The organism is Stenotrophomonas sp. (assembly GCF_035634915.1).
Classification (GTDB): Bacteria; Pseudomonadota; Gammaproteobacteria; order Xanthomonadales; family Xanthomonadaceae; genus Stenotrophomonas.
The window spans coordinates 204,607-218,418 of record NZ_DASQCB010000018.1; the positions used below are offsets into that span (position 1 = coordinate 204,607).

The 13,812-nt window shown below is 68.6% G+C and carries 14 protein-coding genes; 7 read left to right on the forward strand and 7 right to left on the reverse strand.

Annotated elements, in window-relative coordinates; all coding sequences use genetic code 11:
* Positions 1-68 precede the first annotated feature (68 nt).
* On the forward strand, positions 69-788 hold the full coding sequence (locus tag VER16_RS13930; protein ID WP_108768136.1) for a GntR family transcriptional regulator: 720 nt from the start codon (positions 69-71) through the stop codon (positions 786-788).
* A gap of 146 nt (positions 789-934) precedes the next feature.
* On the opposite strand, the gene VER16_RS13935 is transcribed toward VER16_RS13930, so the two are convergent.
* Complete coding sequence (locus VER16_RS13935) at positions 935-1,261, reverse strand: hypothetical protein (protein WP_324809109.1); 327 nt, start codon at positions 1,259-1,261, stop codon at positions 935-937.
* 158 nt (positions 1,262-1,419) lie between these two features.
* On the opposite strand from VER16_RS13935, the gene VER16_RS13940 reads away from it, so the two are divergent.
* Entirely contained in the window at positions 1,420-2,367 is a 948-nt protein-coding gene (locus VER16_RS13940) for a nucleoside hydrolase (RefSeq protein WP_324809111.1), read from the forward strand.
* A 4-nt stretch (positions 2,368-2,371) separates the two neighbouring features.
* Here VER16_RS13940 and VER16_RS13945 read toward each other — a convergent pair whose 3' ends face one another.
* The 5 genes from VER16_RS13945 to VER16_RS13965 form a co-directional block, all read right to left on the reverse strand.
* Positions 2,372-3,631 carry an MFS transporter gene (locus tag VER16_RS13945; RefSeq protein ID WP_324809582.1) on the reverse strand — a complete coding sequence of 420 codons (1,260 nt, stop codon included), beginning with the start codon at positions 3,629-3,631 and terminating at the stop codon, positions 2,372-2,374.
* 108 nt (positions 3,632-3,739) lie between these two features.
* Positions 3,740-4,897 carry a metallophosphoesterase gene (locus tag VER16_RS13950; RefSeq protein WP_324809113.1) on the reverse strand — a complete coding sequence of 386 codons (1,158 nt, stop codon included), beginning with the start codon at positions 4,895-4,897 and terminating at the stop codon, positions 3,740-3,742.
* A gap of 102 nt (positions 4,898-4,999) precedes the next feature.
* Positions 5,000-6,538 (reverse strand): TerC family protein, encoded by a 1,539-nt coding sequence (locus VER16_RS13955; RefSeq protein WP_324809115.1) that lies wholly within the window; start codon positions 6,536-6,538, stop codon positions 5,000-5,002.
* A 42-nt stretch (positions 6,539-6,580) separates the two neighbouring features.
* Positions 6,581-6,805, reverse strand: a complete 225-nt coding sequence (locus VER16_RS13960; RefSeq protein WP_324809117.1) for a helix-turn-helix transcriptional regulator — start codon at positions 6,803-6,805, stop codon at positions 6,581-6,583.
* Positions 6,805-7,272, reverse strand: coding sequence for a DUF2975 domain-containing protein (locus tag VER16_RS13965; protein ID WP_324809583.1), 468 nt, complete (start codon positions 7,270-7,272; stop codon positions 6,805-6,807). Before VER16_RS13965 ends, VER16_RS13960 begins: the two co-directional genes overlap by 1 nt.
* 245 nt (positions 7,273-7,517) lie before the next feature.
* Between VER16_RS13965 and VER16_RS13970 the strand changes: the two genes are divergently transcribed.
* Together VER16_RS13970 and VER16_RS13975 are read left to right on the forward strand one after the other, a co-directional pair.
* Positions 7,518-7,829: a metalloregulator ArsR/SmtB family transcription factor gene (locus tag VER16_RS13970; RefSeq protein WP_108748880.1), complete on the forward strand. Its 312-nt coding sequence runs from the start codon at positions 7,518-7,520 to the stop codon at positions 7,827-7,829.
* A gap of 14 nt (positions 7,830-7,843) precedes the next feature.
* Positions 7,844-9,235, forward strand: a complete 1,392-nt coding sequence (locus VER16_RS13975) for a DUF2867 domain-containing protein (RefSeq protein ID WP_324809120.1) — start codon at positions 7,844-7,846, stop codon at positions 9,233-9,235.
* Here VER16_RS13975 and VER16_RS13980 read toward each other — a convergent pair.
* Positions 9,222-10,265 (reverse strand): LacI family DNA-binding transcriptional regulator, encoded by a 1,044-nt coding sequence (locus tag VER16_RS13980; protein ID WP_324809122.1) that lies wholly within the window; start codon positions 10,263-10,265, stop codon positions 9,222-9,224. The genes VER16_RS13975 and VER16_RS13980 overlap by 14 nt on opposite strands.
* Positions 10,266-10,360: 95 nt before the next feature.
* Between VER16_RS13980 and VER16_RS13985 the strand changes: the two genes are divergently transcribed.
* From VER16_RS13985 to VER16_RS13995, 3 genes are read left to right on the forward strand one after another with little or no spacing between them, the layout of a single operon-like run.
* Positions 10,361-11,413 (forward strand): sugar phosphate isomerase/epimerase family protein, encoded by a 1,053-nt coding sequence (locus tag VER16_RS13985; protein WP_324809124.1) that lies wholly within the window; start codon positions 10,361-10,363, stop codon positions 11,411-11,413.
* A gap of 27 nt (positions 11,414-11,440) precedes the next feature.
* On the forward strand, positions 11,441-12,658 hold the full coding sequence (locus tag VER16_RS13990; protein WP_324809127.1) for a nucleoside permease: 1,218 nt from the start codon (positions 11,441-11,443) through the stop codon (positions 12,656-12,658).
* An 11-nt stretch (positions 12,659-12,669) separates the two neighbouring features.
* Complete coding sequence (locus VER16_RS13995; protein WP_324809129.1) at positions 12,670-13,794, forward strand: Gfo/Idh/MocA family oxidoreductase; 1,125 nt, start codon at positions 12,670-12,672, stop codon at positions 13,792-13,794.
* The last annotated feature ends 18 nt before the right edge of the window (positions 13,795-13,812 follow it).

Here is a 13,812-nt window from a genome sequence, read left to right on the forward strand (position 1 = left end):
CCCGTCGTTTTCCGGGTCGGTCGTATCGCGTTACAGGTTCCACGCAGGGATGCAGTACACTTTCCACCATGGCCATCGCACCCGCCCCGCGTTCACCGAAGAAGCGCGCACCTCTGTACGAAGAGGTGGCCGAGCACGTGCGCGAGCGCATCTACGATTACCGGCTGCCGCCGGGCGAGTGGATCGACGAACCGGCCTTGTGCGAGGAACTGGGCATCAGCCGCACGCCCCTGCGTGAGGCCCTGAAGCTGCTGGCCGCCGAAGGCCTGGTGCAGATCGATGCCGGCCGCGGTGCGCGGGTCACCCGACTCACCCTGGAAGACCTCAACCAGCTGTTCCCGGTGATGGCGATGCTGGAAGGCCGCTGCGCGCATGAGGCGGTCAAGCACATCGACGATGCCGGCGTGCAGCAGCTGGAAGACCTGCATGCGGCAATGGAAGCGGCGGCCGCCAACGGCAACATCGCCGAGTACTACCGCAACAACTACCTCATCCACGAAACCGTGCAGCACTACGCCGGCAACCCGTGGCTGATCCGCATCACCCACGACCTGCACCGCATCCTCAAGATGCACCGTGGCCGCCAGCTGCTGGCACCGGGCCGCACCGCGCAGTCGCTGGCCGAGCACCGCGAGCTGATGGACTGCTTCCGCCGCCGTGACGCCCAGGCGGCCGAACGCACGATGGAACGCCACCTGCTGAGCCAGGGCCAGGCTTTGGCCGCGTACGTGGCCGATGGTGGCTTGTTGAACGTGCCCGCACCGCTGCCGACCGAAGGCGGCGGCTGAGCGGGCTGTTGCCCGACACGACGAACCACGGCTGACCGCTGTTCTGTGGCCCGCCACGACGAACCACGGCTGACCGCTATTCTGTAGAGTCGAGCCTGCTCGACTGCTTTTCGGAAGCAGTCGAGCAAGCTCGACTCTACATCGCCTCAATCGCCGCAGCTGCCACCATCGCCGCCACCACTGTCGCTGCTGCAGTCCGATCCGCCATGGCTGTGGCTGCTGTGGCCGTCACCGGCATCCCCGCCCGAGGAATCGTAGCTGCCCGCGTAGCTGCCCTCACTGCGGTTGACCGAGCCATCGGCAGTGGCAATCGCCATGCACAGGATCGCCCCGACCAGCGGCAGCAGCCAGACCAGCAGCAGCTGCACCGTCCGCCCTCCCACCGACACATCCTCGCGCCGCACCACCACATACGTGGCGACCAGATTCAGGCCCAGCACCAGGGCGATCAGGACCAGGGTGACAACCAGCATGGCGCAGCTCCTTGCGCAGGGGGTGGCGGCATTATGCCCCCGCCGCGCCCCCGGTTCGCCCTGCCTGTCATGAAGATGGGACAATGTAGGGCGCGCCGGCCCGGCCCCAAGGGTCCCGCCGGCCCCCCTGCACCACACGGAAGAAGAAGAACAACAACATGCTGAAAGTCATTTTCGATACGGATCCGGGCGTCGACGACGCGCTGGCCCTGCTCTACCTGCACAAGCACGCCCAGATCGACCTGGTCGGCGTCACCACCACCTTCGGCAACGCGTCGGTGGATTCGACCACCCACAACGCGCTGTACCTGAAGCAGGCATGGGGCTTTGCCGCCCCGGTCGCGCGCGGCGCCGCCGGCCCGCTGCAGCCCGAAGCCACCCCGGAAGCCTGGCCGGTGCACATCCATGGCCACAATGGCCTGGGCAACCACCCGGTGCCGGCTGCGCTGGACGTGGCCGCCGATGCGCGCCCGGCCCACCAGCTGATCATCGACCTGGTCCGCGCCCACCCGGGCGAGGTGACCCTGGTCGCGGTCGGCCGCATGACCAACCTGGCCCTGGCCCTGCAGCAGGCCCCGGACATCGCCGGCCTGGTGCGCGGCGTGGTCCTGATGGGCGGCGCCTTCCACGTCAACGGCAACATCACCCCGGCCGCCGAGGCCAACATCTGGGGCGACGCCGAAGCGGCCGACATCGTGTTCACCGCGCAGTGGCCGGTCACCGCCATCGGCCTGGACGTCACCACCCGCGTGGAAATGGACCGTGACGGCCTGGACACGCTGGCCGCCATCGGCGGTGCCGATGCCGAGCTGGTGCGTGCGCTGTCGCAGGACTACGTGGACTTCTACCTGCAGGCCGGGCACAAGGGCATGGTCGTGCACGACTGCTGCGCCTGCATCGCCCTGACCCGCCCGGAGCTGTTCCAGTTCGAGCGCGCCAGCGTGCGCGTGGCCACCGACGGCGTTGCCCGCGGCATGACCATCCCCAAGCCGGAAGGCCTGGCCTTCGGCCCCAGCGTGTGGGATGGCCACGTGCTGCAGTCGATCGCCATCGGCGTGGACGCACCGGCCGTGCTGGCCGACATCGCGCAGACCCTGGCGGTCTGATCGCCTAGCGCCTGCCCCTGCCCGGGGTCGTCTCGGGCAGGGTCCACAGCACCGGCAGCACCAGCACCGCCACCAGCGCGATCATCGCGCCCGGCGCCGCCGTCCAGCCGCTGCGTTCCACCCACCACTGCGCCAGCCACGGTGTCGCACCGCCGAACACCGCCGTGGCCATGGTCACCCCCAGTGCCAGCCCGCTCAGCCGGCCCTCGCCCGGGAACTGCTCGGCCGTGGCCGGTGCCGCTACCGCGCTGATGCCACCCGCCACGCAGGCCAGCACCACCGCCGCCAGCGCGATGCCCAGCGGCGCGGCCTCGGCCATCCAGGCGAACATCGACAACGGCAGCAGCGCCGCCAGCACGGTCAGGCCCAGCAGCAGCGGTCGCCGCCCGAAGCGATCGGACAGCAGTCCGCACAGCGGCGTGATGGCGATGACCGCCACCGCCGCGACGGTCGACAGCCACAGCGCATCGCCTTCATCGTGCCCCTGCGCGTGCAGGAAGGCCGGCACATACGTGATGCCGACGTAGTAAGTGATCGAACCGAGTGCGGAAATCGCGAAGGTGCGCGCCACCGCGCCGGGATGGTTGCGCAGTACGTGGCGCAGCGGCGTCGCCGGAATGCTGCCCTCGCGCCGCTGGCGCTCGAATTCGGGCGATTCGTGCATGCCCGAGCGCGCGATGAGGATCACCAGCGCCAGCGCGGCACCGACGAAGAACGGAATGCGCCAGCCCCAGCCATCGAGCTGTGCGGGCGTGAGCATCGCCACCGTCACCGCGGAGATCGCCACCGCCAGCAGCGCGCCTACTTCACTGGCCGCCGAGGCCAGCGACGTCATGAGGCCGCGACGACGCGCCGGCGCGCTCTCCAGCAGGTAGGCGACCACCCCGGTGTATTCGCCGCCCACCGAAAAGGCCATCACGCAGCGCAGGACCAGCAGCAGCACGCCCGCCGTGGTACCCGCCGTCGCCGCAGTCGGCAGCAGGGCGGTGGCCAGCATCGCTGCGGCCATCAGTGCCATCGAGGCCAGCAGCATCCAGCGCCGGCCGAGGCGATCACCGAGGTGGCCGAAGCACAGCGCGCCGAGCGGGCGCATCAGGTAGGAGACGGCGAAGCCCGCGAGCGTGACCAGCATTGCCTGCTCGCCACCACCGAAGAACACCCGCGACAACACGGTGGCGAAATACAGGTACAGGGTGAAGTCGTACCACTCCACCACGGTGGACAGGCCCGCGACCCACATCGAGCGCTGCCGCGCCGCCGTCATTTCATTCATGCCCGGAGGGTGTCACGGCCGGGGTGACGGCGTGGTGCACCTGCCAACCAGGGTCGGAGCCCTTTGCCGTTGGCAAAGGGATCCGCCCCTTGGCAGGCATCACGGCGCGCGACGCAGGGTGAACAGGGTGATTTCCGAAGGCACGCCGATGCGCGCGGGGAAGCCGGCCCACAGGCCAGCGCCGTTGCTCACGTACAGGGTCATGCCATCCACCTCGTAGCGGCCGGAGACAAAACCACCGTTGGCCCGCTTCACCAGCTGGTCCATGCCGATGATCTGGCCACCATGGGTATGGCCGGACAGCTGCAGCTTCACCCCGCGCGCGGCCGCATCGGCAGCATTGCGCGGGCGATGGTCCAGCAGGATCACCGGTGCGGCCGGATTGGCTCCGGCCAGCGCCGCCTGCAGGTCGGGCAGCGGCAGGCCGTAGCGCGCCGCCACCGGGTCGGTGACGCCGGCAATGGTCAGCGCCGCATCGCCACGCCGCACCTGGGCATGGCTGTTTTCCAGCACCTGCATGTGCAGCGCGCGGAAGGCCTGCATCCACTCGCTGTACTGCGCGTAGTACTCGTGGTTGCCGGTGATGGCGATCACCCCGTCCGGCGCCTGCAGGTCGCCCAGCGGACGGAAATCATCGCGGCGTGCATCCACCGTGCCATCGATCAGGTCACCGGTGATCACGATCAGGTCGGGCTTCAGCGCATTGCTTTCGGCCACCACCTGGCGCACCCAGTCACCGGTCAGCAGGCGGCTGGCGTGGATGTCGGTGAGCTGCAGCACGCGATAGCCGTCGAACGCTGCCGGCAGATCCTTGATGGCCACCTCGACCTGACGCGGCTTCGGCACCGCCATGCCCTGGCTGACGCCGTAGGCACTGAGCAGCAGGGCGACACCTGCAGCCAGCGGACGCAGCAACGGCGTACGCAGGGCCGACACTGCTCGCGGCAGGCGCAGCACGCGCGCCAACAGCAGGCCGGCATCGAACAGCAGCATCGCCAGCGCCAGCAGCAGCACGGCGGTGGAGCCGGTGGCCAGCACGGCGATGGCCATCTTCGGGATTTCCGGCGAAGCCATCGTGCCCCAGAAGGTGGCGACGATGCGCAGCTGCACGGCCAGGCCCACCAGCAGCAGCGACAACAGGGCCTTGGCCCACAGCGGAAGACGCAGCGGCCAGAACAGGCGCCAGGCCACGTACAGGCCCATCAACAAACCAATCGTACTCAGCACTGCGGCATTCCAGAACGTGGGGCCCGCCATGGTGACGGGCGGAGGTTGCAATGGGTAGAGTCGAGCGTTGCTTGACTGCTTCTGCGTACGGCAGTCGAGCATGGCTCGACTCTACAAAAAATGCGCCGCGCGTTACGGCTGCGTCAGCCGCTGCAGGCGCAGGCGGGCAATGCGGCGCTTCTCCATGGCCAGCACGGTGATGCGCACGTCGGCCACGTCCACGGCATCGCCCTCGTCAGGCAGGCGCCCCAGCTGGTCCAGCACCAGGCCGGAAATGGTCATGTAATCGCTGCTGCGCGGCAGAGACACGCCCGCCAGGCGCTGCAGGTCGTCCAGGGTCAGTGCGCCGTCGGCTTCCCACTGGTCCTCGCCCTGCGCCACCACGCCGTAGCGCTCGTCCTGGGTATCGGCCAGGTCGCCGGCGATCGCCGCCAGCAGGTCGTTGGCGGTCACCAGGCCTTCCACGCTGCCGTACTCGTCCACGGCCACCGCCAGCGGCACCGGGTGCTGGCGGATCAGTTCCAATGCCTGCAATGCGCTGGCGCTGGACAGCACGTACTGCGGTGCGCGCAGGTTGCCCTCCAGCTGCAGCGGCCGGCCCTGCAGCAGGTCGGCCAGCAGGTCGCGGCTCTGCACCACGCCGCGCAGGCTGTCCAGGTCGCCCTCGCCCACCAGCAGCCGCGTATGCGGCGACGCCACCAGGCGCGCCACCACGTCGTCCTGGCCACGCGCCAGGTCGATCCACTGCACGTCGGCACGCACCGTCATCACGCTCGACACCGGCCGGTCGGCCAGGCCCAGCACGCTGCGGATCATCTCGTGCTCGGCCGGCTGCAGGCGCTCCTCCGCATCACCGTGCTCCTCTTCGCCGGCGTCATCGTGGCCGTTGGCCGGGCGTGCACCCAGCATGCGCAGCACTGCATCGGCGGTGCGCTGGCGGAACGGCTGGCGGCGCTCGTTGCGCTCGCGGTTGAAGCGCACCCATTGGTTGAAGGCTTCCACCAGGATCGAGAAGGCGATGGCCGCGTACAGATAGCCCTTCGGAATCTTGTAGCCCAGGCCTTCGGCCACCAGGCTGAAGCCGATCATCAGCAGGAAGCCCAGGCACAGCACGACCACGGTGGGATGCTTGTTGACGAAGCGGGTCAGCGGCTTGCTGGCCAGCAGCATCAGCACCATGGCGATGGTCACCGCGGCATACATCACGCCCAGGTTGTCGACCATGCCGACGGCGGTGATCACCGAGTCCAGCGAGAACACCGCGTCGAGCACCACGATCTGCGCCACCACCATCGCGAAGCTGGCATAGACCTTCTTGCCGTTGTCCTCGTGCTGGCGGCCTTCCAGGCGCTCGTGCAGTTCCATGGTGCCCTTGAACAGCAGGAACAGGCCGCCGCCCAGCAGGATCAGGTCGCGCCCGGAGAAGCTGTGATCGAACAGCGTCAGCAGCGGCTCGGTCAGTTTCATGATCCACGCCAGCGCGGCCAGCAGCACCAGGCGCATCAGCAGGGCCAGGCCCAGGCCGATCACCCGCGCGCGGTCACGCTGGTGCGGCGGCAGCTTGTCGGCCAGGATCGCGATGAACACCAGGTTGTCGATGCCGAGCACGATCTCAAGCACGATCAGGGTCGCAAGGCCCATCCAGATCGAGGGGTCAGCCAACCATTCCATTTCGGTTCCGTTTCTTCATGAGGTAAGGGAGAGAGGGGTGTTTCAGTTGTCGTCGTGCGCCTGCAGCGGGTCGTGTCCGAGCAGGTCACCCGGCGTGCACTGCAGCTCGCGGCAGATCGCATCCAGCGTCGAGAAGCGGATGGCGCGTGCCTTGCCGGTCTTGAGGATGGACAGATTGGCCAGGGTGATGTCGATGCGCCCGGCCAGTTCGGACAGGGTCATGCCCCGTTCCTGCAGCATGCGGTCCAGGGTGATGACGATCGCCATCAGATGACACCGTCGAGGTCATCACGCATGGCCGCACCGACGGCGAACACGCGCGCCAGCACGAACAGCATCAGCACCGCGATCAGGCCGGTGATGGACATGCCGCCACCGACTTCCATCCAGGCGAAGTCCGGGCCCATCCAGGAGGCGTACACGCCGATGATGATCGACAGCACTTCCATCGCCAGCATCAGCCAGGCCATGCGCTGCAGGCGCTGCGCATTGGCATGGGTGAACGGGCGCGCGCCGGCGGCCGAGCGCAGCAGGCGCGACAGGTGCCGCAGGAACACCAGGCACAGCACCAGCAAGGCAACGATGCTGCCCAAGCCGATGCAGAAATGCAGGAACAGATCGCTGCCGTGGACGGCCGCGGCGTGCGTGTCATGCACGCTGTCCAGCAGCCAGCGACGGTCGTAGGCCACCAGGGGAACGGCCAGCAGCGCGGCCAGGATGCCCAGCCAGCACATTGCCCGCACGGCCTGCACGGCGGTCTGGGCCAGGGTGAACAAGCCTCGCGCGGGTTCGGCGCGGGCGGGACGAGCGGTCAAGCAGCCTCCGGTGTGGGGCAGCCTCGCCGCCCGGGATGGATTTATCGATAAACGATATACCACATCGAGAACGATTGGATGAATCGCCGTCTCCGGGCAGGACGGCTTGACACGCGCCCGGCCTCGCCGGATCATCAATTAACGAATTAGTTAACTATCAACCCATGGACCGCATCTTCGAAGCCCTCGCCTCCGGCGCCCGCCGGCAGATCCTGGCCTACCTCAGTGCCGGTGAGTTGAGCGCGGGCGAACTGGCCGAGCGTTTCGACTTCAGCAAGCCTGCGCTGTCCAGCCACCTGCGCATCCTCGAGGACGCCGGCCTCATCGAGCGCGAGAAGCGCGGCCAGTTCGTGTACTTCCGCCAGGTCCCCGAGCGCCTGGCCAACACGCTGTTCTCCTGGGCGGCCGAAGTGTGTCCGGTCGGTGGCCCGCTCAAGCGCGAAGCCCGCGCCCGCCGCAAATCCCCTGCCCGCTGACAAGGAGCACGACGATGCCTGGTACGACCCGCAACCACCGTTCGTTTCCAGGTATCCAGCTGCCTGCCCAGGATGGCATCGGCCCCATTGAAGTCACCCTCATCGCCCAGCTCGGCATCGGCGCCGGCGATGCACTGGTGAAGGACGCGGGGGAACGACAGCGCCACCACCCGGCCTTCATCGATGCGCTCGATGAACCCTCCGCGCGCCTGGGCGGGATGCACCTGCAGCACGGCGATGCGTCCTCGTTGTACAGCTTCGTGGTCGCCGGCGGTGGCCACCCGTTCCATCGCCATGCCGGCCCGCGCATGTTCACCGCCATCGCCGGCAGCGCGGGGGCCGAACTGCGCTTCGCCACCGTCGCCGACGCGCAGCTGGCCAACGACCCGGCGGCTTTCCTGCGCAGCCTGCGGCGCATCCGCATTCCGCCGGACTGCCTGTTCACCGTGCGCTTCGGCGGTGGCACCTGGCACCAGTTTGCCTCCAACCATGCCGCCCACCCTGCCCTGTTCGCGCTGTCGTGCCACAGCAATGAACTGGCCGGGGCCATGAGCGAGACCACGCGTGCGCAGGTGCAGGCCAACCGCGCCGATATCCCCAGCCTGACCGACGTGCTGCCGCCAGCGCATTGGCCGAGCGCGGCCATGCTGGCTACCGCGCCCCTGCTGCAGCTGTCACTGCAGGCCGCGCCGCCCAGTCTGCGCGCGCGCCTGTGCGCGCAGACCCGTTCACTGCTGGGCCCGCTGCGGCAGATCAATCTGCGCCCGTTGCAGGGGTTCGTCGAACGCAGCACCCCGCGCTACCCGGTGCACAGTGGCCACCCTGACCCGCAGGGGCTGCTGGCCGGTGCGCTGGCACACAGCCACTACCAGGACCTGACCGTGCTGACCCTGCGCAGCGGGCACTGCACGCAGCGCTCGGCCTCTGCGCTGCTGGCCGGGGTGCTGGAAGGGTTCCTGCGCAATCCACCCGGCGGCGTCGGCCGCTTGATGGCACTGCGCAATCGCCTGGTCGCGCCGCTGCGCCTGCGTACCTCGCCGCTGGGCTGCCCGGTATCGTCGCTGCTGTCCACCGACCGCAGCCGCCTGTTCGCCAGCCGCTTCCCGGTGCTGGACGCGCGCGTGGATGACGATGACCGCAGTGCGGAAGTGCTGCTCGGTGCGGATGACCGCCACCTGCGCTTCCGCAGCAGCGTACGCGTGCAGCTCAACGACGACGGCACCGTGCAGATCAGCCTGGGCTCGCGCGTGCAGACGCATAACCGGTTCGGCCGTGTGTACATGGCGCTGATTGATGCCGTACACCGCCATTACATCGCCCCGGCCCTGCTGCGGCGTGCAGTGGAACATGCGCTGGCGCCGGAGCTGGCGGACTGGGCGGGTGCGGGTGTGGCTACGGCGGGCTGAGCCGCCGGGCATGGCCCGGCGCTGCCGTTTCATTGGGCGCCGCTGTGGATCCGCGCAGCATCAGGCTGAAATCCAGCGTCCGCTGCAGCGGTACATCCACCCGCTCGATGATGGCCAGCAGCAGGTTGACCGCGCGGGCACCGATGTCGCGCATCGGCTGGCGGATGGTGGTCAGCGGCGGTGTCAGGAAGCGGGACGAGGCGAGATCATCGAAGCCGACAATCGACAACTGGTCCGGCACGCGGATGCCCAGATCGCGGCAGGCCGCCAGCGCACCCAGTGCCATCTGGTCGCTGAAGCAGAACACCGCGGTCGGTGGCTGCGGACCGGCCAGCAGCGCCGTTGCGGCAGCGTGGCCCGATTCCAGCGAAAAATCACCCGGCACGACGCGCAGGCTGCGCAGCCGGCCGCGTGCCTTGCCCACACTGCGCACCCCTTCCAGCCGTTGCTGGTGCAGCGGATTGTCCGGCGGCCCGCCGACCACGGCGATGCGCTCGTGGCCGAGCCCATACAGATGCTCCATCACCGCGCGTGCGGCCGCCGCGTTGTCGATGTGCACGCTGGGAATGCCCAGCGCGGGATCGAACTCGCAGCCGTTGACCACCGGCGCAGCCGCTCCCTGCGCCCGCACGATCTCCCGCGCGGTGGGCGGCAGCCGATGCCCCAGCACGATCAGGCCATCGGCCTCGTTGCGCCGGAGCATCTGCGCGTAGCGCTCCTCACGGTCGGGCTGGTGCTGGGTGTCGCCCAGCAGCACCGCGTAGCCCGCCGTCTGCGCCGCATCTTCGGCGCCCTGCAGGATCTGCGCGAAGAACGGGTTGGCGATGTCCGGCACCGTAACGAGGATCTTGCCACTGCGCTGGGTCTTCAGCGTTCTGGCCACCGTGTTGGGCACATAGCCCAGCGTGGCGGCCGCCTCCTCGATACGCGCGCGCGTGGCCGGCAGCACTTTGTCCGGCCGTGACAAGGCCCGCGACACCGTGCCGGCGGAGACGCCCACGTGCCTGGCGATGTCGTAGATGGTTGCCATGTTCTCAGCTCTTCTGTGCGCTGTGCACTGCACAACGGGTCTGCGGGAGGCCCATGCTAGGGTAATGCAATCGATTGCATGCGGGGTGAATCACCTTGAAGACGCTCAAGGGTCCAGCGCTGTTCCTGGCGCAGTTCATCGGCGACAAAGCTCCTTTTGATCGACTGGACACGCTGGCCGGATGGGCTGCGGGTCTGGGCTATTCTGGCCTACAAGTCCCCACCACCGCGCCCCACCTGTTCGATCTGGCCGAGGCGGCGCGCAGCCAGACCTACTGCGACGACGTGGCTGGAATGCTGGCCGGGCACGGCGTGCAGATCACCGAACTGTCGACCCACCTGCAGGGCCAGCTGGTCGCGGTCCACCCCGCCTACGACAGCCTGTTTGACGGATTTGCCCCGGCAGACGCGCGTGGCAGGCCTGCCGCCCGCCAGGCCTGGGCGGTGGATCAGCTGATGCTGGCAGCACAGGCCAGCCAGCGCCTGGGGCTCACCGCACATGCCACGTTCTCCGGCGCGCTGGCCTGGCCGTACCTGTATCCCTGGCCACAACGCCCGCCGGGCCTGGTGGAAGAAGCGTTCGCCGAACTGGGCCGCCGCTGGCACCCGATCCTCGATGCCTTCGATGCCTGCGGCGTCGACCTGTGCTTCGAGATCCACCCGGGCGAGGACCTGCACGACGGCGCGACCTTCGAACGCTTCCTTGAAGTGGTCGACCAGCATCCGCGCGCGAAGATCCTCTACGACCCCAGCCACCTGCTGCTGCAGCAGATGGACTACCTCGGCTTCATCGACCGCTACCACCCGCGCATCGGCATCTTCCACGTCAAGGACGCGGAGTACCACGCCAGTGCCCGCAGCGGCGTCTATGGCGGCTACCAGGACTGGATCGACCGTCCGGGCCGCTTCCGTTCGCTCGGTGATGGGCAGGTCGACTTCAAGGCGATCTTTTCGAAGTTCGCGCAGTACGACTTCCCCGGCTGGGCGGTGCTGGAGTGGGAGTGCTGCCTCAAGCACCCCGAGGACGGCGCACGGGAGGGCGCCGCCTTCATCCGCGACCACATCATCCGGGTGACCGAGCGCGCCTTCGACGACTTCGCCGACAGCGGCACCGACGCCGCATCACTGCACCGCATGCTGGGCATCTGAGTTGACACCGCCCCGGGAGGGCAAGCCATGACGCACGCCATGTCGCGCTTGGGCGCGATGATGTTTCTGCAGTTCTTCATCTGGGGGGCGTGGTTCGTCACCCTCGGCACCTACCTGGTGCAGGGCCCGCTGCGGGCCAGCGCCAGCCAGGTGGCCACCGCCTTCCTCAGCCAGTCCATCGGTGCGATCGTCGCGCCCTTCCTGGTCGGCCTGATTGCCGACCGCTACTTCGCCGCGCAACGCATCCTTGCAGTACTGCACCTGGCCGGGGCGGTGCTGATGTGGCTGGCGTCCACCGCGACCAGCTTCAGCATGTTCTCCGCCTGCGTGATGGGCTACATGCTGCTGTTCATGCCGACCCTGGCGCTGGCCAACAGCGTGGCGATGCGGCACATGCAGTCGCCCGAGAAGCAGTTCCCGCTGGTGCGGGTGGCCGGCAGCATCGGCTGGATCATCGCCGGCGTGCTGATCGGCTGGCTGGGCTGGGAGCAGGCGCACCGGCTTGAACTCACCTTCCGGATGGCCGCGTTGGCATCGCTGCTGCTGGGGCTGTATGCCTTCACCCTGCCGCACACGCCGCCGCTGGCGAAGCAGCGCGACGCCGGGCTCGGGCAGATCCTCGGCCTGGATTCGCTGCGCCTGCTGAAGTCGCGCGCCTATCTGGTGTTCTTCCTGGCGTCCATCGCCATCTGCATCCCGCTGTCGTTCTACTACAACTTCACCAACCCCTACCTCAACGACCTGGGCGTGCGCGGCGCGGCCGGCCTGCAGTCGCTGGGCCAGGTGTCCGAAGTGCTGCTGATGCTGGCCATGCCGTTCCTGTTCGTGCGGCTGGGGGTGAAAACCATGCTGGCGGTCGGCATGGCCGCGTGGGTGGTGCGCTATGCGCTGTTCGCCTTCGGTGATGCCGGTGGCGGCTTCTCGCTGCTGGTGATCGGCATCGTCCTTCACGGCATCTGCTACGACTTCTTCTTCGTCACCGGGCAGATCTACACCGATGCACATGCGGGTCCTGAAGCACGCAGCAGCGCGCAGGGCTTCATCACCCTGGCCACCTACGGCGTGGGCATGCTGATCGGCACCTTCCTGTCCGGCGCGGTGGTGGAGCACTACACCACGGCCGCGGGCCCGGACTGGCAGCAGATCTGGCTGTTCCCGGCCGGCGTTGCACTGGTCGTGCTGGTCGCCTTCCTGCTGCTGTTCCGCGACCGCCCCGCCGCTGCCGCCGCAGCCACCACACGCTGAGAACAACGCCGATGCCAAAGCTTGGAATCGCCATTGTCGGCACGGGGATGATCGCCGCGGTGCACCGCCGCGCCGCCGTGCTCGCCGGTGCCGAAGTACGCGGCGTGGCCGCGTCCTCTCCGCAGCGCGCGCAGGAGGTGGCGCGGGCGTGGAATGTGCCGCACGCCTACCCCGATATCGAAGCGCTGATCGCCGATCCGCAGGTCCAGGTCGTGCACATCTGCACGCCCAACCACCTGCACCGGCCGATGGCGCAGGCCGCACTGGAAGCCGGCAAGCACGTGATCTGCGAAAAGCCGCTGGCCACGACCCTCGACGATGCGCAGGCGCTGGCGTCGCTGGCTGCATCCAGCGGCCTGGTCGCCACGGTGCCCTTCGTCTACCGCTACCACCCGGTGGTCCGCGAGGCCCGCGCACGCATCGCCGCCGGCGACCTCGGGCCCCTGCACCTCATCCACGGCAGCTACCTGCAGGATTGGCTGCTCGACCCGGCCAGCAACAACTGGCGCGTCGACCCGGTGCTGGGCGGCACCTCGCGCGTGTTCGCCGACATCGGCTCGCACTGGTGCGACCTGGTGGAATGGGTCAGCGGCGAGCGCTTCGCCGAGGTCAGCGCGGCCTTCGCCACGGTGATCGCCGAGCGCAGCGCCGAGGGTGCGCAGAGCTTCAGCGCACCTGCGGCAGGCGGCGCGACGCAGGCGGTGTCCAGTGAGGACGTGGCCATGGCGATGTTCCGCACCGGCGCAGGCACATTGGCATCGCTGACCGTCAGCCAGGTCTCGGCCGGGCGCCACAACCGCCTCTGGTTCGAGATCGATGGCGCCAAGGCCAGCGTGGCGTTCAACCAGGAAGATCCCGAGCGGCTGTGGATCGGTCGGCCCGACCAGCGCGAGGAATCCTTCGTGCGTGGCCCCGGCGCCGGCAGCGCCGAGCAGCGTCGTCTGTCTACATTGCCGCCAGGCCATGCGCAGGGTTACGCGCAGTGCTTCGAGGCCTTCGTCGCCGACACCTATCGCGCCATCGACGGCGAGACGCCGCAGGGCCTGCCTACCTTCGAAGACGGCGCGCGCTCGGCGCGGATCGTCGACCGCGTCATCGCATCGGCCAGGTCGCGCGCCTGGACCACCCTCGAATGAACCCCGGGAGGATCTACG

What these genes read in the sequence shown, in the direction of transcription:
- VER16_RS13960 (WP_324809117.1), bottom strand. Translation starts at nt 6,805, where the DNA reads ATGGCGATCGTCATCACCCTGGACCGCATGCTGCAGGAACGGGGCATG.
- VER16_RS13975 (WP_324809120.1), top strand. Translation starts at nt 7,844, where the DNA reads ATGCCTGGTACGACCCGCAACCACCGTTCGTTTCCAGGTATCCAGCTG.
- VER16_RS13940 (WP_324809111.1), top strand. Translation starts at nt 1,420, where the DNA reads ATGCTGAAAGTCATTTTCGATACGGATCCGGGCGTCGACGACGCGCTG.
- VER16_RS13980 (WP_324809122.1), bottom strand. Translation starts at nt 10,265, where the DNA reads ATGGCAACCATCTACGACATCGCCAGGCACGTGGGCGTCTCCGCCGGC.
- VER16_RS13945 (WP_324809582.1), bottom strand. Translation starts at nt 3,631, where the DNA reads ATGACGGCGGCGCGGCAGCGCTCGATGTGGGTCGCGGGCCTGTCCACC.
- VER16_RS13955 (WP_324809115.1), bottom strand. Translation starts at nt 6,538, where the DNA reads ATGGAATGGTTGGCTGACCCCTCGATCTGGATGGGCCTTGCGACCCTG.
- VER16_RS13970 (WP_108748880.1), top strand. Translation starts at nt 7,518, where the DNA reads ATGGACCGCATCTTCGAAGCCCTCGCCTCCGGCGCCCGCCGGCAGATC.
- VER16_RS13965 (WP_324809583.1), bottom strand. Translation starts at nt 7,272, where the DNA reads ATGTGCTGGCTGGGCATCCTGGCCGCGCTGCTGGCCGTTCCCCTGGTG.
- VER16_RS13995 (WP_324809129.1), top strand. Translation starts at nt 12,670, where the DNA reads ATGCCAAAGCTTGGAATCGCCATTGTCGGCACGGGGATGATCGCCGCG.
- VER16_RS13950 (WP_324809113.1), bottom strand. Translation starts at nt 4,897, where the DNA reads ATGGCGGGCCCCACGTTCTGGAATGCCGCAGTGCTGAGTACGATTGGT.
- VER16_RS13990 (WP_324809127.1), top strand. Translation starts at nt 11,441, where the DNA reads ATGACGCACGCCATGTCGCGCTTGGGCGCGATGATGTTTCTGCAGTTC.
- VER16_RS13935 (WP_324809109.1), bottom strand. Translation starts at nt 1,261, where the DNA reads ATGCTGGTTGTCACCCTGGTCCTGATCGCCCTGGTGCTGGGCCTGAAT.
- VER16_RS13930 (WP_108768136.1), top strand. Translation starts at nt 69, where the DNA reads ATGGCCATCGCACCCGCCCCGCGTTCACCGAAGAAGCGCGCACCTCTG.